The sequence below is a fragment of the Glutamicibacter arilaitensis genome, from assembly GCF_044793945.1.
In the GTDB taxonomy this organism is placed as follows: domain Bacteria; phylum Actinomycetota; class Actinomycetes; order Actinomycetales; family Micrococcaceae; genus Glutamicibacter; species Glutamicibacter arilaitensis_B.
The window spans coordinates 1,949,461-1,971,312 of sequence record NZ_CP084994.1 but is presented as its reverse complement, the minus strand read 5'-3'; the positions used below and the strand labels follow the sequence as shown (position 1 = coordinate 1,971,312).

Below are 21,852 nucleotides of genomic sequence, written 5' to 3'. Positions count from 1 at the left end.
GTATTCGGTACCGCACTGCAAAGGCATGAAATGCGGTTGGCTGACCTGCAAAGTATGCAACCGGGTATACGAAGCACCCATCACGGGGCCAAACGGCCCAACCTCATAACCAACTGAAAACCCCGGGGTGGCCCCGGACAGGAATCGTTTCGGGGCCACCCAACCCATCAAGAGAAAGAAAAATAATGAGCAACCCAGGACTAGACCGGATGTTGGAAGAACGCCGCAAACGCCTCGCACGCCCGGCCCACCAACTTGTCACCGACGCACGAGCCTACGCCTACCAGCTGGTCAACGAAGCACGCACCGAAGCCGAACGGATCAACGCCGAACACCAGATAGAACGTGAAACTGCGAAGGAAGAACTCCGAGCCATACGGCTCCGCGTCCAAGCCCAGCGCGTAAACCTTGAGAAGGACACTGAACGAACCCAATTAGCGGCCAAGAAACGAGCCGACACGACCCTGGCGAAGGCTGACCGGGTACTCGCAGCTGCCGAGAAAAAAGCTATCAGCAACGTTGCCAAGGAGAACATCCGGGCGAAGAAAGCATCAGACAAACTACTCTCCGACGCACGCCGAGAACTCGCCAACGCCAGGGCGGAGGCCGAGCAGATCCGCAAGCAAGCCTACGAAGAAGGCCTAGAGCTCGCCGAAGTTACACCCGAAGAAATGGCTGAATGGAAACGCATCGAAGGCCGAAAAAGGTTGAACGCTGCCACACACGAAATGTTCCCACCAAAGCGAGCGTTAAAGGTCGCATCATGAGCGCCTGCCGAAAGTCCTGCTGCTGGACACCGTTTCAGGTGTGCGCCTACAAGAAGCAGTGCGGGTGCCACAGCCAAGACCAGCAGGTCCGCAAGCGACTCACCCTCGAAGAACTACTCCGAGCCCACGCAGTATCAACACAAAAAGGAACCAGAAAATGATTGTCATCGACGGGCAGTTGGACATTTTCGACTTGCTCGCATCGGAGCCGCACGCCGAATGGTCTGGCGAACTAATTCTGCAAGCAACTCCCGGCGATATTGGATCGTTCTTGCACCCCGGCGATCTTGAAGCCATGTTCGATGCGAAGGAAGCTCACCACCGTGAGTTCCACGTGGATAAGGGCAACTGGAAACCATACCGAGGTTGGTCGGCTCAGGAAGCGTCCGGGAGAGATTCTGCGCATCAAGCGACCTGCTATGACGCCGAACTTCGGTGCAGTAGTCACTGGGGCAAAGGATGCCAGTGCGTCGGAAGCCTCGTTTACCGGGTCTACTGCCACGACTGCGTGCACTGGACAGGTATCTATGAAGACGGAAACGAAGCGTGGGAAGCGCACCTAGACCACTGCTGGGCAGGCTGGCGCGACCTGCCAGTGCTCGAAAGCAAGCCGTCCGGGTATTCGTACAAGTGGGACATTCCAGACGGCTACCCGGAGAAGTTCGTTCGACCCGGTGCGCCGATCCGCGACTGCCGAGGAAACACGAAATACGGTACACGCCACGTTCCTGGCCACAGCCAGTACGGCGGGGTGAAAGTCGGAGTTACTCAAGAATGCAAGATTCATAACCCGAAAAGGAGTGAGAAATGACCGCGCAACCGCATCCGTGGCGTTCACCGCGCCCGGTCTGCCCAGACCCTCACTGCGGGAAAGTCTGGGCACCAACCAAGAAAGACGCAGCCCGGATCCGCGCCGAAATCATCGCCGAAACCGGACACAGCGAACCCATCCGCTACTACCAATGCTCAGGCGGCTGGCACTGGACACGGCAGATAGAAAAGCCTAGTCAGCTCGATTAGTAGCGCAATTAATTGCAAGCGCTAGTGGCAATCTTAGTCGCTAGCGCTTGCTAAGCTAGTAAGCATGACATATCCAAAGAGGGAGCAAACACCATGACCACGCAGTACGAATACCGGCCAGGACCATCCCATGTGCGAGAACGCCGGGCACACAGTGACGTAGCTGAACACCTCGAAGAAAACCCTGGGGTATGGGTCAAAGTCACCACCACCGGAACCCAAAACGCGGCCGCCAATATGGCATGGCAAATCAAAAAAGGTGTACGCGCAGCTTTCCGACCAGCAGGACACTTTGACGCATACTCCACCGGAAACGAAGTAGTAGCCCGATATATAGGAGCGAAGTAGTGATCCGCGATTGGAACCCACCTCGGTTGGATCAACCCGCGCCGCACTTATCTGCAGGACGTTTGCTAACCCCGCAACGCTACGTCGTCGGATGGGGCGACGGAGTAGTCAAAATCGGCAACACCAACCACGGACAGCGACGCTGGGGCACGTTCCTGGCTCGCGGTGGCCAAATGCTTGACCTAGCTGACTATGGGGAACTGATCCATGGGCTAGAGGCTGAGCAATGGCTACAAGCCCAGATAGAGAAAAAGTACAGACGAGCATTCAAGGGCCGGACGCAGGCTGCGGATCGCCTAGGTAATCGAGGTGCAGGTTGGTACGAATGCTACGCAATACCAACGGAGGACTGGCCTCAATTGATCAAGTTAGCGAGGACTGACTAATGGCATGGTTCAACGCCGACGACAAAATGCACTCGCACCCAAAAATGCGCGTCGCAGGACTCGAAGCACTGGGTCTCTGGCTCGTCTCCGGCACCTACTGCACCGACTATCTCACGGACGGAGCAGTGCCCGCCTGGTTTATAGAGTCTTGGCCCCGCGGGAAATCACTCGCAAAACGCCTTGTCGAAGTACGACTCTGGGAAGAAACCGCAGATGGGTACCAATTTCTCTCATGGGGCGAATACCAGCGAACCAAGGACAAGGTGCTCAAAGACAAGGCGGATGCGGCTGCGCGTAAAGAGAAGCATAGGCTCAAGAAGGAGCAGGAGGGACGTGGCCAGAGCGGGGGAGAAGCTCCGTTCTAGCAATGCTCGGAACGGTGTTTAGAACGCGTTCCACACACGTTCTAAACGTTGACGAGAACGCGCTCGGAACAATGCCCAAGACCAAGACCAAGACCAAGAGTTAAGTGGTCACCTAGAACTCTCATCTTTCTGTTTGGAAATTCAATCAAGAAAAGCAGCATCGTCCAGAAACTTAACGCACACGCGAAAAAACGATGCTGATGCAAAAACCTCAGGAAGGAAAAACCATGATCCTCACCAAATCCCAAGGCGAACGACTCACCCGGATGCTCGCAGCCATGCGACCCGAATTCGACACCAACGGAATCGCCCGAATCCTCCAAAAAGCAAACCAAGACGGAGGACTCCCTGGCCACAACTTCGACCACGCGATCCGCGCAGCAGCCCACTACGCCACCCAAACCAACGCCGAAGGGTTCTACGCCAAACACACCCCAGCCATGTACCCAGCCACCGGCCAACACTGGGACCAAACCGCACCCCCAGGATCCCGACACAAAAAACACCAAGAACCACCCTGCGAAGAACACGCCGGCGAAAACGCACGAACCTGCACCTGCTGCTGGGCAGACATCAAACTCGGAGACAGGCCAGAAACCATGCTCGGCAAACGCATCGGAACAAAACCAGAAGCAACACCCGAAGGCGCCAAAGCAGTTCGTCAAGCACTCCAAGCAACCCGGGGCGTAGCCCCATTCTAAAACTTTTTATGCCAACCGTTGCACTCAGTGCTTGCGAACCCTGCCCAATTCGGACGCAATCATGGTTCACGCTGACGCAAACCACTCGGACGGGTGTTTCCTCGTCCAATCTCTTGAAAGGCTCTCAAAATGGATTCTACGGCTTCAATATTCGTCCCGCAGGGGGTCGAGCAGCACAAGCTACTTGCAGAGTTCACCGTCCATGGTGAGCCAGTCTCAAAAGCCCGTGCCAGATTCACCAAGCAGGGGAGTAAGACGGTCGCCTATACCCCGGAGAAGACCAAGGTCGGTGAGCATGCAATGGCGGCCGCGTATCTGAAAGTTGCCAAAAAGTTCAATAAAGACCCCGAAGCTGCCTATGCGATGCGAGCCCATTTCTACAACGGAACCCGTCAGCGTCGAGACGTTGACAACATGGTCAAGCTAGTTCTGGACGGTCTAAATCGAGTGGCCTGGGTTGATGATAATCAGGTGCTAGAAATTGCTGCACGCAAGTCGTTCGTATCGAAGGTCGAGGCGCGAACAGTCGTACAGGTGTACCTCATCGGAGATTTGGAACTGCCTAAGAAGCCCTGTGCTGAATGTGGCGAATTGTTCCGGACTTACGACTCATGGGAAAACTCTTCCAGCCCTAAGATTCATTGCTCGCCGGTGTGCACGCAAGCGGCAATGAAACGTAAATTGCGCCGGGAGTGCCAGCACTGCGGGAACGAGTTCGAAGCCCCTAAGTCAACCTCGGAAGCAATGTACTGCAGTATGGAATGTTCCTACGAGGGGCGACGAACCGTTGCCAGCTGTTGCATGTGCGATAACGAATTTACGATCCAACGATGCCACGTACGAAAGAGAAACTACTGCTCGGACGAGTGTAAGCGCGAGCAGGACAGGATTGTTCACAAGGAACGTCGGTCAAAGCATTTTCCCGGAACCTGTCTGATTTGCGGCGGAGGGACAACGCGCAAGGAATACACGCGGTGTAACCCATGTAAGAAGCAAGGCGTAACGGGTAAGCCACGGGAGCAAGTGGAGAACCCTGGGCAGAAATTGAGACCTAAATGCGCGGAGTCCGGGTGTAAAAACTTGTCGCGAACTCGTGGGATGTGTGGAAAGCACTACGCGCAAACCCGGCGAGCAGAAGCGCTAGCTGAGGTGCTTGTTATTCAACCAGTGGACGCATAATTTTGTGGTTGTAGTTGCAACCACAAGTTGCTAGGCTTGCAACTGTCGATAAGCAAACACTCCACCATCTGAGAGTGGAGCACGGAGGGGGAAACCAACATGAAAACGACAAGCATCGCTATGGCCATAGGGGTCATAGCTGTGGCATTAGTCGGATGCACGCCGGCTGATCGCGCAACCAGCACCGTCGAATACACCACCGGCCAGAAACTGCAAGCGAAGGCGGACATGTTCGGAACCAGCATCGAGCTGGAACGCGGCCTGTACGACTGCGAACAGGCGCATCCGATCCCAGTCGATCACGCGCCGGATCATCCCGAGTCGGTGCCGCTCGCTGACTGCGTGAAACTCGCCTTCGAAGCACACCAGGCAGGCCGACCATGACCAACGAACTAGACCTCGAGAAGATGCGCGCCCTCGTGAATGACGGCAACGTGCTCGACAAGTCCACAGTGCTCCGCCTACTCTATTTGGCTGAGTCCGAAGCCGAGTATGCCGAGCTGAACCCAAAGCTCGCGGCGATCCTGCTGGCCACCGCGAACGCACTCAAGGGCGAACCTAAGCCGATGCACTCGCATTCGTGGCATGACCTCGCCGAAGTCGCCGGGGAACTCAAGACCCGCCTTGAACGGGCTGAGCGTGCCAACGCAAGAGTGCGGGACCAGCGCGACAAGTGGGAGCAGGAAGGCTCGGCCTACTGGATCAGCGCAGAGGCAGCCGTCATCGCGCTGGATCATGCTCTCCGGGCACTGGACGGTGAGCAGGAATGAGCCTTCCAGTGTGCAGCGTCCAGTACCCGAAATGTGGTGCCTGTGGAGCCGAAACCACTTTCGACGGTGAAGTGCTCGAATGTGAACCTTGCGGACTTGACTACGGGGACGGTGAGGACCAGACCGAAGCGCAGTTCTTTGACGAGACGCGTGAACCCTGCAGGAACCCCTGCACCAATTCGTGGCACGGTGACCACAAAATCAGGCAAGGGCGGGGTTACGAATGCACGCCTTGCCAACTCCCCGAATCCCACAAGTCATCGTGCTGGACAGACTGCAAACCAACCGAAATCCAAGGTGAACCCCATGAGTGAGAACGGTCTACACCGCGTCCCGGCCATGAAGAACGCGTTGGAGCAGATCCAAGAAACGCACGATGAAATCACTATTTACGAGTGGGATCACGACAGCAATGTATTCAAGCTCGATGCAGATGGGGAGCGGATTGTGATTGCGCGCCTGTGCCGAGAGTGCACAGCGAAGACGATCATCGATGACATTGAAGATGCATCGTACGATGCGTCAGGCAATTACGATGACGCACCGTTCCCCTGCGAAACCCGCAAGCTGGCAGACGCAGGACTGGCAGGTGGGGAACGTGGCTAAGTGCAAGCCGTGTCATGGCGGCGGGAAACTCTATGGCGCATTCGGCGACTCATGGGACTGCATACCCTGCCACGGCACGGGAGAGAATCGCACTGGCCCTTATCGCCTCGATAACGGCACCTGGTCAGACGGGGTTATTCGAAAGCATCGGATTTTCTCGATCTACTTCTCGGATAGCAACCCCCAGCGGGTCACTGTTGAAGTCGAAAAGCTTTCTGAGGGGACTCTGCTCTTCAACGTATATCGAGGGTTTGATCATCTGGACGAGTTCGATTCATTCGCCGAAGCTATCGCCTACGCCGACCGTATGGCACGCACCAACCAAGGAGAAAACAAGTGAGTAGCTTACTGCCCGGTAACCCGTTTGCGGTTATGGCCAACGATGCACTTGGCTGCACGCCGATCAACGCCGAGGATCAGTTGAACCTCAATACGTCAGCCGTCTCGAACGCCACCCTCGCACTCGCTTACGAGCAGCGCACAGCCAACCTGATCGCGTTAGCTCAACTGCACGTAAGCGCTGAGGGCTCAAGTGTTGATCTGAGCGATGACGTAGCCGAAATTACCGAACGCCTCGGAATGAGGGTAGGGAAGTGAGCCTCGCACCTATTCTCCCTGGGGTGGGCTACTCGGCCCAGTCGAACCGTGCCTCTGGGTTCGAGGACAGCACCCTGGAAGCAGCGGCGATGTTCCAGTTCGATTTGGGGAGCGAGACCTGCTCTCCCTGGATCGCGAGGGTAGCGATCTCTCCCACTAGGATGGAATGCTCCGAAACCAGCTGGGACATGAGCCCCGCGACCCCATCATTGACCGGGTGTTGCCCGGATTCCCATCGCTGTACTGAGCGGAGCTGGACGTTCAATTTCTCCGAAAGCTCCTGTGCTGTTAGTCCAATCAATCGTCGGGCAATGGTGAAATCAGCTGGGGTCATGCTCATGGCTTTATTCCTATCGAAGGTTTGGCGGGGCCGAAGCCCCGCCAGTGTCTGGGTTCTACTTTACGAGAATTCGAGCCGTGCGGCCTTCCCCGAATGGGTAGGCGATGATGGTCTGCCCGGAATCCCCAATTGCCTCGATGGCATCCTCGGTGCGAATGAAGGTGCTGCGACCGAAGCGCTCGGTGCCCTTTACGTAGCCGAAGGATTCGAAGATAACGACTGCGCCACCGGCTGGGATGATTTCTGCGATCTGCTCAGCGGTCCAGGTTACTGCGTAGAATCCAGCAGCCCTGGCCTTTGGCCCCAGGGTGCGGGTGGTTTTGATTCCAGCTGGGTTGTGCATTGCGTAGGTGGCGATCCGGCGTTCCATGGCTGCTGCGTTCATTGTCTTTGTCCTTATCTGGTGAGGCTGGTGGCTTATGCCGTTTGCCTTATAGCAATAGTCTACGTCGTAATTTACGACGCGTCAAGTTCTGAACAAAACTATTTTGAAAGAGAAAACCGATGACTAACACCCCGCTAAACCAGGACGCGCTGGAAGCAGCCGGTGAAGCTATCGCAAGTCGCAACGGCTTCGGCTATGCGCAGTTCTCACATAAGGGAGACGCAAACGCAGCGGTGAGGGCTTACCTCGCGTCTTTGCCGGTGGCTCCACTCGAACTCACGAATGCGGAGTGGCAAGAGTTCCATGCGATACCGGATCAAGGGTATTCTCACCGCGCATGGGTGGACGCACGTATTGCCGAAAGAATCGCCGTCGCCCATCCGGAAGTTCTAACGAACTCAAAACCAAACCAAAATTTGGTGTTCGTGAACAGTGTGGAAGAGGTCCAAGCGATGCCGGGTGAGTCGGTGCTCCTCGACGCGGAACAGAACGTGCTTCAACTTATCCGCATAGACAGCCCGTACCCGCCGCGTTGGTACGGTACCGACCAAGACGAAGACGAAGGGCTCATGCATATTGAGGTAAAGCTGCCCGCCCGCGTCCTATACCGCCCGGTGGTGCCAGGTGCCTAGCCAAGAAACCATAGACGGCCTGTGGCAGTTCGGCGCATTTATTGCATCACTAGTAATCGCGGGTATCGCCGCACTCGTCATCATGTACGTAAAGCGGAAGTGGTGAAGCCATGACCATCCAAGAAATTCTCGAAGCGCACCTGTTTGTACCCGGAGGATTCGTAGATCCCGGCAACCATTGCAGTTGCGGAAATTATTACAACAATGAGTATTTCGCTGGTTCGATCCAGCTTGATGAACACCTGAAACATGTTGCCGAGGTGTTGGAAAAGCACATGCAGGAGGAGCGCGTAGTGGAGTTGGAAAGAGCAGCGGACGAGGTTGGTGCGTGGGGTCCTGCCTGCATCCCCGCAGCGCAATCTCTCCGCACCCTCGCCAAACGAATAAGGGAGGCCACCAATGGGCGCTAATGAGAAGCTACAAGCCGCAATGCACGGCGGGGCGGGCGCACCGGTTACCGAGTCCGTGCGCGAACGGTACATGCACGACCGCTATGTGACCGACGGCGTAGAGCCTGTTAGGTCGCGGGCCGAGTTCGACCGCTGGCTCGAAGGCGTGCGCGCCGAAGCGAAAGCGGAAGCGTACAAGGATGCAGCGAACGTGATCCACGCCGAAGCGCGCTGGCAATCTGACCTAAAAAACCGGCACAACGAATACCGCTTCACCCACTGCGCAGACCGCATGACCGAAATGGAAAACGTCATGGTCGCTCGCGCCAACCAGTACAAGGAGGAAGTAAATGGCCGTTAGGATCACCGCCCAAGAACTCACCAAAGCTATCAAACGCTACCGTGGCGAACCAGCGTACGCGCCGGGGCAGGAGGTCAACGGGAAGTTGATCTGTGGGGCGAAGAAGAAAACCACTGACCCGTGTGGTTCCTCCCCGGTACCCGGTGGTACCAGGTGCGGGCGGCATGGTGGCAACTCACCGAAGGCGAAGGCCGCAGCCACCCAACGCATGGCGGAGCAGGAAGCACGGGAAATCCTCGGGCACATCGACCCGTCCGCACCGCGTGAGAACCCCGTAGAAATGCTCCTCAACCTAATCCACGGTAAGTCCGCGGAAATCTCCTGGCTGCGCCGCAAAGTCAAAGCACTCAACGACGAAGCGCTTGTGTACGGGCTCACCGAACGTCAGCAAGGCATTGGCCCGCAAGGCCCAGTCGACATGACCACATGGAAGACCGAACAGAACATCTGGTGGAAGCTCCTACGCGAAGCAGAAAACCAGCTCGCATCCTGGACCAGCATGGCCCTACGTGCCGGCGTCGAAGAACGCCGTGTCCGCATCGCCGAACAACAAGGCAACCTCATAGCCCAAGCAATCCAAACCATCCTCGACGGCCTACAACTCACCCCAACCCAAGCCAAACTAATCCCGCAAATTGTCCCCGCAGCCCTACGCGAACTCACCGAAGACTAAAAATTAACAAACCTATGCAGTTGTAAACACAAGTACAAGGAGGAAAAAGTGACCACCACCCGTCAAGCCAAATACCTCTCAGGGGTAGACCGTGGCAAACACGTCGACTTTGTCGCCACCGCCGGGAAACATACCGGCCCATACCGTATCTCCGGCGCACTAATCGCAGTAAAACACCTCGGAGACGGCACCACCACACTCATAGTGCAAAGCCCATCCGGCCCAAAGTACGGCGACGTACCCGCATGCACCAAGGTCACCATCACCGGCACGCCCACTCCGGCAGGGCTCGATTTGCACCGATCAGTGCTTGATCAGGATGGATAGGATAAGAGCATGGACGAGGAATTTATGGTCAAATATGGCATTGCTCTAGTTGGCTTTGCTGGTGTAATTGTGGGTGCAGTTTTCACGCTTATCGGTCAGGCGATTGAGCGCAGTGCTGAAAGAGACCATAAAGTTCGCGAGAATGTTGCAAAGTTAGTGAGTTCCGTGATGGTTTATCAAGCTTCACTCGATCATATTTTGTCCGATAGTCCACCCCAAGATGTTCAAACTGTGATCCTTCAAAAGCTCAACAAATCTAATGAAGAGATTCGACAGGAATGGACGAAATTATCTATATACGCGCCTTGGTCGATTCGAGTATTTAGCCTACGACTTGGGGATGTGATCGAACAGACTAGCAAGTACCTCCATCCCGCCACCGGACAAGGTAAGCCTAAATATGGGTATCGTGACCTGTATCTTCAACGCGTCGACAAGTACCGAGAAGCTTTGGCTTCTCTAAGCCGGAAACATCGCAGAATTCGGGGAATCGTATTTATCTATCTCCTTCTGCGATTGTGGAAATATGATCGTCAAAACCAACCGAATCATGAAAGCCAATCGAAGGGTAAGTAACTTATGGCCTGCCTTGTTTGTGAGTACTCCACCGCCTCCGGCCTTTACTTGTGCAACCATTGCGATACGCGGTTTCGGGCGGTGCTGGATCGTGTGCCGGACACTCTAGGCACGGCGCGGGTGACGTTGGCGAATCAGGGTGTGTCGCCTCGTGTTGGTTCTGCTGGGACTTCGGCGCCGAAGATACCCGTGAATTTGGATATGTCGGAGCGTCTTGGTGAGTTTGAGCAGCGGTTGATGCAGTTGGCGGACTGGGTGAACCAGCAGGAGGAACCGAGCAATCCTCGGATCTTTGCTAAGTCGCTTCCCGCTGCCGAGTACCTGCGCGCCATGGCCGCGACGATGCGTAAGCGTGAATACGTGGGGGATATCTACCTAGAGCTGCGTGACCTTGAACGACGTGTACTCTCGGCGGCCGACCGACCGCTCGTGAAGCGTCCATTGGGGGAGTGCGGGGCGCTAGACCTCGACGAGCAAGGCACCGTCACCAAATGCGCCGGCACCATCCAAGGCCACGAAACCCAAACCACAGGCCGATGCGACACCTGCCACCGCGAACACGACGCAACGCAGCGCATCACCGACCGCATCGCCCAAGCCTGGCACCACGTCGCGCCGCTCTCCGTCATCGTCCGCGCCTTGAAAGCCGCCGGCTACCCAATCAACTACAACACCGCCAAATCATGGGCCAAACGCGGAAAGCTCCACCCACGATGCGACACCAACACCCGCCAGGAGGGCCACACACCAGCCGAAGTAATCCAAGTCATGCAACAAAAAGCAAGCGCCAAACGCAACACACGCACTCAGTAGTTGCAAAACCACCCATTTTGCACCTAGGCTAAGAGCCAAGATCGAAGAACTGTAACTAGCGAAACGATCTGCGCAGCAAATTGGGAAATCTTATCGACATGAGCAGCCGAGAGTAGAGCCACGAACCCCCATAGGCGTGAAGCTAACTACCAAGACCGGCACCAAATTGCACGCACAACCGTATAGCCCCGCACACGAGGCGGGGAGCGATGCAGCAGCGAAAGCAGGCAAGGGTCATCATGGCAACCGGGTTCGATTCCCGGGCATCGCACAAAGCCCCAGACCTCCCGTAGGAGCGTGGGGCAAGGTGTGGCCCCTACCTAATTGAAAAGGGGCTTCGGCACTGTAGCTCATTGGTAGAGCGCCCGTCTCATAAGCGGGTGAACGTGGTTCGAGTCCACGCGTTGCCACTCCGTCCAAGGAAACGAAATATTGGCTCAGTCAAGCCGTAGCAGTCATACGGCAATCCCTGCTTGTGCAATTGGCAGCACACCAGATTTTGGATCTGGCAGTCGAGGTTCAAATCCTTGGCGGGGAACGATGCGGTTGTTTTGACTGGAACCCAGGCAACCGCACAAACACTTGCTGAAAGTCGGAGACCGCTCCAACCGTGGGAGCTCTAGCCACCGACCATGAACACGGGCCCGCCACCAGTCGGGGCAACAAACTGGCCCCACAAACTTGACGGCGGCCAACGAGCCGACAACACAACAAGACGCAGTGCACGTGCGCCACCGCACCTAGCGGAGCGATGGCGCACGGCTCATGCGAAACACACGCGGATACTAACCGCCGTCAACTACGATCCATCTGTGACCTCTTCGATGATGGAAACCGCGCCGGATGAAATCGACAGGACAAGCCTGTCGCCTTTCTTGAAGTTGAAATACCCATCAACCAAACGGTAATTAGTCGCTTCAACCGTTCGGATTACGCGCTCAGAGTTGTTTATGATGTCGAATTTCTGCATTTAATGTGTCCTTGTCAAATCACGACCCACGAGTTTGGGCCGTTGTCTGTGAGCATAAGGCTACCCACCGACGTTTATGCTCAACGAAACGGAGGTGCATCGTGTCCGCCGCATTTGATTGGGCGGAATACGCTGCGCGAATGTTCGAAGCCCCAACGCACGATTGGTTGACTCCCGGCCAGCTCGCGAAGGCTATCGAACCGACGACCATTCAGACTCCCGCGTTGGATCTGATCGACGAGTACCTGGTGAAGGTTGAATCCGGCGAGATTGACCGCCTGATCATCAACCTGCCACCGCAGGAAGGGAAGTCCACCCGCGTGACTACGATTGGTCCGCTGTGGTTCCTCACCCGCAACCGTGACCGGCGTATAGCTATCGTGTCCTACGCCCAAGATTTGGCTGACGAGTTCGGCAGGAACATCCGAAACCATATCTCGTCGAACAACGGCGAAGACGAAACCCTCGACCTCGGCCTACGAGTCGCAAGGGACAACGGTGCTGCACGGCGTTGGAAGCTCGACGCAGCCAAGGGCGGTGTCCGCGCTGTCGGTATCCGTGGCGGATTGACCGGTCGCCCCGTTGACGCACTGTTCATTGACGACCCCATATCGAACCTTGAGCAGGCTTACTCGAAAACGTATCGAGAGCAAGCGTGGGGGTTCTGGCAGTCAGTCGGCATGACCCGCCTCGCACCCGGCGCACCCGTAGTCCTAGTCCTCACCCGCTGGCACGCTGACGACCTCGCTGGCCGTCTCATGGCCGGTGAAGACGCAGACCGCTGGACAGTCCTCAACATTCCTGCCGAAGCGACGGAGAACGACCCGCTCGGCCGCAAACCGGGGGAGTTCCTCGACTCCGCCCGCCAACGCACACCGTTGCAGTGGGAACAGATCCGAGTCGCGGTCGGTCCCAAAGTGTGGCAGTCCCTCTACCAGGGCAACCCAACCTTGGACGACGGTGGAGTCCTGCCAACAGAGTGGGCACGCTACGAACAGCCACTATGGATCGAACACCCCGACGGCCGGCACACAATACCCGGCATCGACCGCGAAGACCACGAACTCATACAGTCCTGGGACCTCGCCTTCAAAGGTGAGAACACCTCAGACTATGTTGTCGGCCAAGTCTGGTTGCGAGTCGGCAACGTCGCGTACCTGCTAGACCAGGTGCGCCGGCGGATGAACTTCAACGAAACCTGCGAAGCGATCACAGCACTCACAGCTAAGTGGCCCGAAGCAACCGCGAAACTCGTGGAAGACAAAGCCAACGGGCCCGCGGTAATGAACGCGTTGCAGAAAACCATTATCGGGCTGATCCCCGTCGAACCAGTCGGCTCGAAGTACGCTCGCGTCTCCGCTGTCTCACCGCTAGCGTTCTCCAAGAACATCGTCCTACCAGCAACGAGCTTGTGCCCTTGGGTGGAGAACTTCACCCAAGAAGCCCTTTCATTCCCTGCAGGTGCGAACGATGACCAGCTGGACACCATGTCCCAAGCCGTGAACCAGTTGCTCCTGCACAGGATTGACGGCGGCGAAGACGATGTTGTGCAGCCGGATGATTACGACATCGTCGACGAGCAGGGCTATTACTTGTCGCCATACTAAAGAATTGAGGTGCCGCCCGTGGGGTTTCGCTCTTGGCTAGGATTCGCGAGTGAATCTGGCACCACTGAAACTGTCCCTGTTGGCACTGTTGATACTTTGCAGCACCAGGTTGAGACGCTGTCTGAGTCGATGGCTCAGTTGGCTTTGGCTCGTGAGGATGTTGGTTGGGAACGGATCTTGCAGGACGGGCAACGAGAACTCACCCCGGAAGCACGCCGACGCAACGCTGAGTTGTGCCGTGTGTTCGCTATCGCCAACCCGCTGATCAAGCGTGGCTTGGAGTTGCGTGCAGCGTACGTTTTCGGGCAGGGTGTTGGCACCACAGCCACCGGTGAGAGCGTGAACGAGCTCGTGCAGGCGTGGTTAGATGACCCCGAAGTACGGGAAGTATTCGCCGGTTCACAAGCACAAGCCCGTAACGAGCTTGCTTTAGGTACTGACGGCAACGTGTTCTTCGCACTATTCACCAACCCTTTGACTGGGCGTGTGAAGCCACGTGTTCTGCCGTTTGAAGAAATTCAGGAGCAGATCACCGACCCCGAAGATTCCCTCTCCGTCCGCTACTACAAGCGAGTATGGAACCGACGCGACGCCTCCGGTAATGAGCATGAAGTCACCACCTACCATCCCCGATACGATTACCGGCCACTGATCCGTTCCAAGCGGTTCGGTGAGCACGACATCATCTGGGATGCACCGATCTACCACGTCAAGGTGAACGCTTTGACTGGCTGGCAGTACGGCATCGGCGACGCATATAGTGCGTTGCCTTGGGCACGCGGTTACAAGGAATTCCTTGAAGCGTGGGCGATCATGATGAACGCCCTGTCAAAGATCGTTTGGCAGCGCGTCGGCAAGGGCGGAAAGCGTACTGCAGCGCAGGGTCGCCGTGAGCTTGAAAAAGTTGCTGGCATGATGCCGGGCGGTTCGGTCAACGCGACGGACGACACGAAGCTCGAAGCTATCCCGAAGACCGGCGCCACCATCGACTCCAACTCAGCGAAACCGTTGGCTGCCATGGTCGCCACCGCGCTGGGTATCCCGGTCACCATGTTGTTAGCGGATCCGGGGCAGACTGGCGCACGCGCTGTCGCAGAGACATTGGACAAGCCAACCGAGCTGACCATGCTTACTCGGCAGGACGTGTGGCGTGAGACCCGCCGGCAGATCCTCGGTTACATCATCGACCAGGCGATCATCGCACCGCGTGGCCCTTTGCGTGGCACCACGGTGCGCGACGGTGACAGGTTGCTAACCCAGTTGCCCAATGAGGACGACCGGACGCTGACCATAGTGTTCCCAGACATCTCGAAAATCGATCCGAAAACGATGATGGACGCTTTGGAAAAGGCTGACGGGCATGTTCCGCCGTTGCTTCTAGCAGAGCTGATCATGCGTGCATTGGGTGTCAGTGACGTTGACGAGTGGCTCGAAGAACTCACGGACGAAGAAGGCAACTTCCTTGATCCGCTAGTTGCTGCTGGGCAAGCTGCGGCGGACGCGTTCCGTGACGGGCAAGGCGAATAGGTGGTGATTGTCGGTGGCTGTGACAGATGAAACCCTGCGCGCAGCCGCCGACGCCCGCCGACGACTCCAACGCATGACCGATGACCAGGTCATCGAACTCACCCGAGCGTGGGTTACCGCGTGGGACGCCCTCGGCCCGCTGTTCAACGAGGCGATACTGGAGTTGCTGCAGGGTGCGGAAGGCCGGGTAACCCGTGCAGTAGTCGCACGAAACCGGCGCCTACAATCCGCACTACGCCAGACCCGCGCCACGCTGAATGAGCTCACACGGGACGCAAACGAATTGCTGACCAATGACCTCTCGGATGTGCTGCTGGACGCGGTCGCCTCGCATGAAGCTATCCTCCGCACCCAACTACCACCGAACATTGCTGGCGTGAGTTTCGATCTGGACGCGCCGGCACCGGATGCGTTGGACGCGATCGTCTCCCGCATCACCCAGCAAATCCATTCGGCCACGAAACCGTTGGCAGGTTGGACGGTGGCCGCGATGCGGAAAGAACTGATCCGCGGGATCGTCGTGGGGGATAACCCGCGTGAGGTTGCCCGGAAGATTATGCGCCGCACCGAGGGCCAGTTCAATGGTGGGCTGGCACGTGCCGAGCGTATCGCCCGGACTGAGATGCTGGATGCGCACCGTAATGGGTCGCTCGCCTCCGCGAAGCAGAACAAGGATCTGCTGACCGGCTGGAAATGGCAGTGCACCCTTGACCGGCGCACCTGCCCGGCTTGTTTGGCCAAGCACGGCACTTTGTTTGAGGTTGACGAGTTCGGCCCCGAAGGTCACCCGCAATGCCGTTGCGCCCGCATCGACGTCACCAAAACTTGGTCGGAACTCGGCTTTACCACCGTCACTGAACCGGCCGACACGTTCCCGGACGCACGCGCCTGGTACGACGGACTCACCGAAGACAGTCAACTCGCAATTATGGGCCCAACCCGTAAACAACTACTCGCAGACGGCGAAATCAGCTGGGACGCTTTAGCCACCAAACGCACCGCGCCTGATTGGCGGGACTCCTACGTGGCAACACCGGTGAAGGATCTACAGCCCGTCGGTGGGTGACGGTTCGTACTGAATCGTTCCGCACCACTTGCAGACGATAGCCATCGACGCACCCGTGTTCCGCAGATACACGCCATGGACTTTCCATTCATGCCCCGGGCAAGCACCCGGTTCACCCGGCGCGTCGTTCCTGTTGTCTAACCCCATAATTTCCCATTCTAGGAGACACACCATGGCAAAGATCCGCGAGGCGGCAACAGCCACCCGGCGTGGGCCCGGACGTATCCTGCTCACCCTCATAAGCCCCGGCCAAGGCTCAAGCGGCGACTACAAACCCGACGTGCTGGCCACAGCAGCCGCTGAGCGTGCTTTCCCTCGTGGAACGTTGGGCATGATCGACCACGACACGGACACCGAACGCTTCGAACGTCCCGAAGGATCCCTACGGAACCTCGCAATCGTGCTGGAAGAGGACGCTTACATCGGCGAAGGCGGCGCACTTCAAGCCGAAGCGAAAGTTGCGTCTGCATGGCGTGACCTCGTTGACGACTTCCACGAACACATCGGGGCGAGCATCAGCGCAAGCGCCGATATCAGTGTGAACGAATCCGGTCAGAAAGTTGTGGAACGCATTATCCCCAACCCTTTCAACAGGACAGACCTCGTCACCGTTGCTGGCCGTGGAGGAAAGATCGAAGCCGTGCTCGAAGCCGCCCGCGTCATCGAATCGCGTTCCATCGTCAAAGAAACCACAGCGGACGACATTCGCATGTGGCTATCTGCTGCAGTGCGTGACGCGCACGCCAACGAAAACACGTGGGCGTACTTGGAAGACCACGATGACACGTTCGTTTACTTCGAAACTTCCCGAAAGACGTACCGGCAGCAGTACTCACTGACCGGTGTGAACGTCACCCTCTCCGGTGAACCTGTTGAGGTGCGCCGACGCGTCGAATACGACCCCGTAATCTCCCCGCCGGTCCCGGCTGGGGTAACCGAAAATCAGGAGGAAGCCACCATGGCAACCATTGATGACAAGGAACTCGCCGACCTGCGCGAGTCCGCCAGCCGGGCCACCGCGCTGGAAGCAGAACTGAAAGCCGAGAAGGAAGCACGAGCAACCGAGGCCGCAGACCGCGCCAAGGAAGCCACCGCGAACCGCATCGACAAGGCCAAGGGCATCGTCACCGAAGCCTTCGGCAAGGACGCACCCGCGCTCTACACCCGCCTCGCTGAGTCCGTAGCAACGGCTGAGGACTTCGACGCAGACGCGTTCCGCACCGAAGTCACCGAAGCCGCCGCCAAAACTGCAGCCGACCAGGGCGCAGGCACCCCACGCGGACTAGGCAACGGCAATGTGTCCGAGTCGAAGACCATCACCGACGACGACATCATCAACGCACTCTAAGGAGGCTCCACCATGGCAAAGAATCAGCGTTACACCAACGCCCTACACATCGCGGTCACCGCTCCCAAGGACATCAAGTCCGGCGACCCGGTACAGGTTGGCCAGATCAGCGGTGTTGCACAGATCGACGCGCTGAGCGGCGAGAAGGTCACCATCTGGCTAGACGGCTCTTGGAACATCCCAGTAGCCGGCGCACTGGCCAGCGAAGGCCTGCCAGTGTTCATCACCTCCGCAGGCGCACTCACCGCCGCCGGAACCGGCAATACCCCATGGGGCGTAGCGCTGGCCACCAAGACCACCGGCACCGCACCCGTTGAGGTCGTGCCGCTCGGCTACACCGCCGGCGCAACCGCCTAAGAAAGGAAGTCAACACCATGACTATTCATGACATTGCAAAGGAAGGCTTCCGCCGCGCATCGTCCCACGACGAACGCGTACACGAAGCCGCCAAACTGTTCGGCACCGGACGCACCGGCGCAGACGTATTCGCACAAGCACGCCTGCTCGAAGCATTCAGCACCGACGACTTCCCAATCCTTCTGGGTGACGCTTTCACCAAGAAGGCTATCGCCGCACAGAAAGCAGCGGTCAAGGAATTCGAGCCGATCCTCACCAACATCACTGTTGACGACTTCAACCGTCACAAGCTGATTGACCTGTGGGGCGCCGACGAGTTCGAACCAGTCAAGCAGCTGGAAGAGTACAAGTCCGGTTCGCTCAGCGAAACCGAACTGACTCACGGTGCCGGCAAGAACGGTAAGTCTTACGGCCTGTCGTGGGAGCTTCGCCGTTCCCGCCAGTTCACCGCACTCGCGAACTTCCCCGCAGCGCTCGGTAACGGTTCCATCAAGGGCCAGAACAGCCGTGTCGCCGACCTGCTGGTCGACTCCGCTACCGGCAACTGGAGCACCGAGTTCTTCGGCACCGTCGCCACTGTGGTGTTTAGCGCTGACGCGCTGGATGCTGCGATCAAGTCGCTCTCACAGGTCGTAGACCACCGCGGCGATCTGGTGGACGTGTCCAACCTCGTCCTGATCCACTCGTCCGGCATGCGCTCCGAGGTTCTACGTGTCCTGAACGCGTACGAACTGGAAATGCAGGTCACTGACGGTTCAAAGGTCACCAAGACCCGCGTGCAGAACCCATTCAAGGGCGTTGTGACCCCGCTGGAATCCCGCGCTGTTGGCAAGCGTCTCGGCGCAGCGCAGTCCACCGGCTGGGCACTGGTTCCTGCAGGTTCCTCGGATCTGCCGTCGATCATCCGCACCCTGCTTTCTGGTGAGGAAAACGTCGACATCCGTGTCAAGCGTGATCAGGGCGAACGCCCAGGCGGTGGAGCAGTGCCTGTAGATGCTGGCTCGTTCAACGACGACAGCATCTGGTTCCGTGGCCGTGACGTGTACGGCATCGACAAGGGCTTCACCACGGGCGTTTACGCGTCCAAGGGTGCCGCCTAAGCACACGCAGTAAATCAATCCTAGGAGGGGTGGTCATGGACTACGAAATACCAATACGACAGGTTCGTGTGCTGATCGCAGACATGGCCACTCCACCTTTGATCGACGACCAGACCTTGCAAACCTATCTGGAACTGCAGGGTTGGGCGGACGGTTCGCGGTGGGCTGTGAAGCGTGCAGCAGCCGACGCACTGGAAGCTATCGCAGTAAGCGAAGTTTTGGTGTCGAAGAAGATCCGCACACAAGACTTAACATCCGACGGTCCAGCGGTAGCGGAAGCGCTCCGCAAGCTCGCCGGCGGGCTTCGCGGGCAGGCTGATGATGAAGACCCTGATCTCGGTGGTGTCTTTGAAATCATCGAGCCCGGCGGTGGCCGGTTAGAAGCTGAGGAATGGCGGGTGCTGTAATGCCGTTCCCCGGAACCCGGATCATCCCGCAAGGGTGGGCTGAACACCACCGCCCAGTGGCAGCAGGTGGCATGACCGCGACCTGCGTTGTAGAGCGCGTCACCGAAGGCCCAGCGCCTTTCCCACCGGTCGAAGGTTGGACACCGCGAGAACTAGTTTGGGCTGGCCAGTGCCGGGTCCAAGAGTTGAAGCGTGAACAGTCCGGTGACGCTGCAGGGCAACCAACCGAAACCCGCCAATACCTTATTCAGCTCCCATATTTGGAAGCGAACCCGCTCCCGAAGCTTTACGTGGGGGAGCGCGGCGACCTGATCACCAGTGGCGGTGTTGAGTACATCCTGAAACAGCGGATGACCGGTTCACTGCTCTGGGCGCACGACTTCATCGCATGGGAAAACCAAACCCAACAAAACCCTTAGACGTTCCTGCCGTTGCGTTTGTTGATCCACCATAAGAGCAAAATCAGCACCGCCAACACTGCGAACACACCGCCGAAAACTGACCAGATCGGCGCCATAGTCCCAGCAATGAAGCCGAGCACGGCCAGTACAGCGAAGAAGAATGCAGCACGGGTCAACTTCACGGGCTTTACCTGTTTTTCAGTCATGCCCGAAGCCTACCGAACGGGGCGGATCTTATGAGCTTTGACGCATCAGAATTCCTCACCCTGGGCAAAAATCTGGGCAACGTGTCAAAGCGCACCGGGGCGATGGCGAAGGTCGTGGTGAAGAAAACTGCGAAGGATATCGAGAAGTCTGCGAAGACCCTCGCCCCCGTGGATACAGGCAACTTGAAGAATTCGATCACAACAAGCGACCTGCGCAACGTCACCCAAGATTCCCCCTCAGCTGAGGTGCGCGCATCGGCAAACTACGCCCAATATTTGGAATTCGGCACCAGCGTTATGCCAGCCCAACCATTCATGGGCCCGGCAGCGGAACAGCACGGGGCGGCGTTCATGGCGGCTATGGCGGAGATCATCGAGAAAGCAATGGATTCATAAATGAGCGCATCACAATTCCATGCTGAACTCATGGCCACTCTGAAAGCAATCACCGCACTGGGCGGCCGAATCTACGACGGCACCATCCCCGCGAAGCTCCCTACAGACGGTGCAGGATATGTCCTCCCATACGTCCTAGTTTTCTCCGGTATCACCGCCGACATTGGCGACCCCGACCTCACCGGCAAAACAGACACCCTCGTGCACGACTACGCACCCCAAACGAACTGCGTCGGCCCCACCCCCGGGCACTCCCGCATATGCGCGGAAATGGTTCAGGCCGCCCTGACAAACACGCGCATCGGCAACCACCCGTTGAAACCAGACACCGACGGCTTCCGGGTCGCCGTGCCCCTCCCAGACAACCAGGTCACCCCGGCCCGGTTCTACCTGCCACTTCAATGGCGGGTCACCACCAACTAAAGGAGGCCACGCCGTGGCAACCCCCAAACCGGTTACCGAGCCAGCCACCCCCGCGGTGGTAGCCCGAATCACCGAACCAGTACGACCAGAACGCACGTACGACCCACGCAAGAAAGTGCGGGTCTACGACAAGACCACCGGTCAGGTAGTCCGCCGACCAGTACCCGAAACATGGCTGGACGGACGATTCCCAAACCTTGCCGAAGCCCCATCCTCGAGAGTAGGTAAGTAACCATGGCCCCCACTGGTCCAAAGATGCTCAACACCAACAACCGCGCACTGTGGTGGGTGCCAACCATCGCCAATCGCAAGTCACCGACCGCAGCCGAGGTTACAGCCGGTGTACAGCTGACCTGCCTCGTCACCGTTGCCAACTACCAATTCGGCATCACCGGTACCGCTATCGTCGTTGACCCATCGCCTTGCGACGACATCGAAGCTGGCGCACCCGGCATGGACACCGTCGAAGCAGGTTTCGACATGTTCCGCTTCAAAGACGATGTCGAAGATATTGCGTGGACTACGTTCACCGACAAGGGCATTGGCGGGTTCCTAGTGGAACGCATCGGTCAGGTCGCTGATGGTGAAGACCCGTCCGATGTCCCAATCACCACCGGTGACGAGGTATCTGTCATGCAGGTACTCACCCTGTCACCGCGTCCGCTGTCGCCGGCCACTGCGGGCTATGAGAAGTTCAACCAGAGCTTCGCCCCCCAGGGCTTCACCGCCCGAGCTGTAGTCGCTGCAGCGTAACCAAAGACCAGTCCGGGCGGGGTGCTTGACTCCCGCCCCGCCCGGACTCTAAACCA

General features: G+C 57.8%; 35 protein-coding genes and 2 tRNA genes. 33 read left to right on the top strand and 4 right to left on the bottom strand.

The window, feature by feature from the left end:
* Window positions 1-185 precede the first annotated feature (185 nt).
* The 12 genes from LG294_RS09185 to LG294_RS09130 all read left to right on the top strand — a co-directional run bounded on the left by LG294_RS09185 (window position 186) and on the right by LG294_RS09130 (window position 6,739).
* Complete coding sequence (locus LG294_RS09185) at window positions 186-767, top strand: hypothetical protein (RefSeq protein WP_404285243.1); 582 nt, start codon at window positions 186-188, stop codon at window positions 765-767.
* A gap of 157 nt (window positions 768-924) precedes the next feature.
* Window positions 925-1,578, top strand: a complete 654-nt coding sequence (locus tag LG294_RS09180) for a DUF6349 family protein (protein ID WP_404285242.1) — start codon at window positions 925-927, stop codon at window positions 1,576-1,578.
* A complete protein-coding gene (locus tag LG294_RS09175) occupies window positions 1,575-1,787 on the top strand; it encodes a hypothetical protein (protein ID WP_404285241.1) in 213 nt (70 codons plus the stop codon). The genes LG294_RS09180 and LG294_RS09175 overlap by 4 nt, the downstream gene beginning before the upstream one ends.
* 93 nt (window positions 1,788-1,880) lie before the next feature.
* The gene (locus LG294_RS09170; protein WP_404285240.1) at window positions 1,881-2,135 is read left to right on the top strand and encodes a hypothetical protein; all 255 of its coding nucleotides are present in this window, start codon (window positions 1,881-1,883) and stop codon (window positions 2,133-2,135) included.
* A 385-nt stretch (window positions 2,136-2,520) separates the two neighbouring features.
* Window positions 2,521-2,886, top strand: a complete 366-nt coding sequence (locus tag LG294_RS09165) for a hypothetical protein (RefSeq protein WP_404285239.1) — start codon at window positions 2,521-2,523, stop codon at window positions 2,884-2,886.
* A 227-nt stretch (window positions 2,887-3,113) separates the two neighbouring features.
* Window positions 3,114-3,587, top strand: coding sequence for a hypothetical protein (locus tag LG294_RS09160; RefSeq protein ID WP_404285238.1), 474 nt, complete (start codon window positions 3,114-3,116; stop codon window positions 3,585-3,587).
* 129 nt (window positions 3,588-3,716) lie between these two features.
* On the top strand, window positions 3,717-4,766 hold the full coding sequence (locus tag LG294_RS09155; RefSeq protein WP_404285237.1) for a RusA family crossover junction endodeoxyribonuclease: 1,050 nt from the start codon (window positions 3,717-3,719) through the stop codon (window positions 4,764-4,766).
* Window positions 4,767-4,865: 99 nt separating this feature from the next.
* A complete protein-coding gene (locus LG294_RS09150) occupies window positions 4,866-5,150 on the top strand; it encodes a hypothetical protein (RefSeq protein ID WP_404285236.1) in 285 nt (94 codons plus the stop codon).
* Window positions 5,147-5,536: a hypothetical protein gene (locus LG294_RS09145; RefSeq protein WP_404285235.1), complete on the top strand. Its 390-nt coding sequence runs from the start codon at window positions 5,147-5,149 to the stop codon at window positions 5,534-5,536. The genes LG294_RS09150 and LG294_RS09145 overlap by 4 nt, the downstream gene beginning before the upstream one ends.
* Window positions 5,537-5,842: 306 nt before the next feature.
* Entirely contained in the window at window positions 5,843-6,142 is a 300-nt protein-coding gene (locus tag LG294_RS09140) for a hypothetical protein (protein ID WP_404285234.1), read from the top strand.
* A complete protein-coding gene (locus tag LG294_RS09135) occupies window positions 6,135-6,482 on the top strand; it encodes a hypothetical protein (RefSeq protein ID WP_404285233.1) in 348 nt (115 codons plus the stop codon). The genes LG294_RS09140 and LG294_RS09135 overlap by 8 nt, the downstream gene beginning before the upstream one ends.
* Window positions 6,479-6,739 (top strand): hypothetical protein, encoded by a 261-nt coding sequence (locus LG294_RS09130; protein WP_404285232.1) that lies wholly within the window; start codon window positions 6,479-6,481, stop codon window positions 6,737-6,739. Before LG294_RS09135 ends, LG294_RS09130 begins: the two co-directional genes overlap by 4 nt.
* A 28-nt stretch (window positions 6,740-6,767) precedes the next feature.
* Here the strand turns inward: LG294_RS09130 and LG294_RS09125 are convergent, their stop codons facing one another.
* The gene (locus tag LG294_RS09125; protein WP_404285231.1) at window positions 6,768-7,079 is read right to left on the bottom strand and encodes a helix-turn-helix domain-containing protein; all 312 of its coding nucleotides are present in this window, start codon (window positions 7,077-7,079) and stop codon (window positions 6,768-6,770) included.
* A gap of 55 nt (window positions 7,080-7,134) precedes the next feature.
* Window positions 7,135-7,464 carry a hypothetical protein gene (locus LG294_RS09120; protein ID WP_404285230.1) on the bottom strand — a complete coding sequence of 110 codons (330 nt, stop codon included), beginning with the start codon at window positions 7,462-7,464 and terminating at the stop codon, window positions 7,135-7,137.
* A 119-nt stretch (window positions 7,465-7,583) separates the two neighbouring features.
* Between LG294_RS09120 and LG294_RS09115 the strand changes: the two genes are divergently transcribed.
* The 9 genes from LG294_RS09115 (at window position 7,584) to LG294_RS09075 (ending at window position 11,773) form a co-directional block, all read left to right on the top strand.
* Window positions 7,584-8,096, top strand: a complete 513-nt coding sequence (locus tag LG294_RS09115) for a hypothetical protein (protein WP_404291593.1) — start codon at window positions 7,584-7,586, stop codon at window positions 8,094-8,096.
* Between the two features lie 110 nt (window positions 8,097-8,206).
* The gene (locus LG294_RS09110; RefSeq protein WP_404291591.1) at window positions 8,207-8,506 is read left to right on the top strand and encodes a hypothetical protein; all 300 of its coding nucleotides are present in this window, start codon (window positions 8,207-8,209) and stop codon (window positions 8,504-8,506) included.
* Window positions 8,496-8,846, top strand: a complete 351-nt coding sequence (locus LG294_RS09105; RefSeq protein ID WP_404291589.1) for a hypothetical protein — start codon at window positions 8,496-8,498, stop codon at window positions 8,844-8,846. The genes LG294_RS09110 and LG294_RS09105 overlap by 11 nt, the downstream gene beginning before the upstream one ends.
* Window positions 8,836-9,519, top strand: coding sequence for a hypothetical protein (locus tag LG294_RS09100; RefSeq protein ID WP_404291587.1), 684 nt, complete (start codon window positions 8,836-8,838; stop codon window positions 9,517-9,519). Before LG294_RS09105 ends, LG294_RS09100 begins: the two co-directional genes overlap by 11 nt.
* 48 nt (window positions 9,520-9,567) lie before the next feature.
* Window positions 9,568-9,846 carry a hypothetical protein gene (locus LG294_RS09095; RefSeq protein WP_404291585.1) on the top strand — a complete coding sequence of 93 codons (279 nt, stop codon included), beginning with the start codon at window positions 9,568-9,570 and terminating at the stop codon, window positions 9,844-9,846.
* A 9-nt stretch (window positions 9,847-9,855) separates the two neighbouring features.
* A complete protein-coding gene (locus LG294_RS09090) occupies window positions 9,856-10,422 on the top strand; it encodes a hypothetical protein (RefSeq protein WP_404291583.1) in 567 nt (188 codons plus the stop codon).
* A gap of 201 nt (window positions 10,423-10,623) precedes the next feature.
* Complete coding sequence (locus tag LG294_RS09085) at window positions 10,624-11,235, top strand: hypothetical protein (protein WP_404291581.1); 612 nt, start codon at window positions 10,624-10,626, stop codon at window positions 11,233-11,235.
* A 339-nt stretch (window positions 11,236-11,574) separates the two neighbouring features.
* Window positions 11,575-11,645, top strand: a tRNA-Met gene (locus tag LG294_RS09080).
* A gap of 56 nt (window positions 11,646-11,701) precedes the next feature.
* Window positions 11,702-11,773 (top strand) — tRNA-Gln (locus LG294_RS09075).
* Window positions 11,774-12,034: 261 nt separating this feature from the next.
* Here LG294_RS09075 and LG294_RS09070 read toward each other — a convergent pair.
* Window positions 12,035-12,205, bottom strand: coding sequence for a hypothetical protein (locus tag LG294_RS09070; RefSeq protein WP_404291579.1), 171 nt, complete (start codon window positions 12,203-12,205; stop codon window positions 12,035-12,037).
* Between the two features lie 140 nt (window positions 12,206-12,345).
* Here LG294_RS09070 and terL point away from each other — a divergent pair, with 140 nt between their 5' ends.
* From terL to LG294_RS09030, 8 genes are all read left to right on the top strand, one after another.
* Window positions 12,346-13,812, top strand: coding sequence for a phage terminase large subunit (gene terL, locus LG294_RS09065; RefSeq protein WP_404291577.1), 1,467 nt, complete (start codon window positions 12,346-12,348; stop codon window positions 13,810-13,812).
* A gap of 129 nt (window positions 13,813-13,941) precedes the next feature.
* Complete coding sequence (locus LG294_RS09060; protein ID WP_404291575.1) at window positions 13,942-15,339, top strand: hypothetical protein; 1,398 nt, start codon at window positions 13,942-13,944, stop codon at window positions 15,337-15,339.
* 13 nt (window positions 15,340-15,352) lie between these two features.
* On the top strand, window positions 15,353-16,405 hold the full coding sequence (locus LG294_RS09055) for a phage minor head protein (RefSeq protein WP_404291573.1): 1,053 nt from the start codon (window positions 15,353-15,355) through the stop codon (window positions 16,403-16,405).
* A 172-nt stretch (window positions 16,406-16,577) separates the two neighbouring features.
* The gene (locus tag LG294_RS09050) at window positions 16,578-17,753 is read left to right on the top strand and encodes a hypothetical protein (protein ID WP_404291571.1); all 1,176 of its coding nucleotides are present in this window, start codon (window positions 16,578-16,580) and stop codon (window positions 17,751-17,753) included.
* Window positions 17,754-17,765: 12 nt separating this feature from the next.
* Entirely contained in the window at window positions 17,766-18,110 is a 345-nt protein-coding gene (locus tag LG294_RS09045; protein ID WP_404291569.1) for a capsid cement protein, read from the top strand.
* A 17-nt stretch (window positions 18,111-18,127) separates the two neighbouring features.
* On the top strand, window positions 18,128-19,210 hold the full coding sequence (locus LG294_RS09040; protein WP_404291567.1) for a hypothetical protein: 1,083 nt from the start codon (window positions 18,128-18,130) through the stop codon (window positions 19,208-19,210).
* Window positions 19,211-19,245: 35 nt separating this feature from the next.
* Entirely contained in the window at window positions 19,246-19,617 is a 372-nt protein-coding gene (locus LG294_RS09035; RefSeq protein ID WP_404291565.1) for a hypothetical protein, read from the top strand.
* A complete protein-coding gene (locus LG294_RS09030) occupies window positions 19,602-20,036 on the top strand; it encodes a DUF6093 family protein (RefSeq protein WP_404291563.1) in 435 nt (144 codons plus the stop codon). The genes LG294_RS09035 and LG294_RS09030 overlap by 16 nt, the downstream gene beginning before the upstream one ends.
* Here LG294_RS09030 and LG294_RS09025 read toward each other — a convergent pair.
* Complete coding sequence (locus tag LG294_RS09025) at window positions 20,033-20,224, bottom strand: hypothetical protein (RefSeq protein ID WP_404291561.1); 192 nt, start codon at window positions 20,222-20,224, stop codon at window positions 20,033-20,035. The two genes, LG294_RS09030 and LG294_RS09025, sit on opposite strands and share 4 nt — an antisense overlap.
* 30 nt (window positions 20,225-20,254) lie before the next feature.
* Between LG294_RS09025 and LG294_RS09020 the strand changes: the two genes are divergently transcribed.
* Genes LG294_RS09020 through LG294_RS09005 form a run of 4 tightly spaced genes read left to right on the top strand, consistent with a single transcriptional unit; the run spans window position 20,255 to window position 21,796 of the window.
* Window positions 20,255-20,620, top strand: coding sequence for an HK97-gp10 family putative phage morphogenesis protein (locus LG294_RS09020; protein WP_404291559.1), 366 nt, complete (start codon window positions 20,255-20,257; stop codon window positions 20,618-20,620).
* Window positions 20,621-21,043, top strand: coding sequence for a hypothetical protein (locus LG294_RS09015; RefSeq protein ID WP_404291557.1), 423 nt, complete (start codon window positions 20,621-20,623; stop codon window positions 21,041-21,043).
* Window positions 21,044-21,056: 13 nt separating this feature from the next.
* Complete coding sequence (locus LG294_RS09010; protein WP_404291555.1) at window positions 21,057-21,275, top strand: hypothetical protein; 219 nt, start codon at window positions 21,057-21,059, stop codon at window positions 21,273-21,275.
* Window positions 21,276-21,277: 2 nt separating this feature from the next.
* Window positions 21,278-21,796, top strand: a complete 519-nt coding sequence (locus tag LG294_RS09005) for a hypothetical protein (protein ID WP_404291553.1) — start codon at window positions 21,278-21,280, stop codon at window positions 21,794-21,796.
* Window positions 21,797-21,852 lie beyond the last annotated feature (56 nt).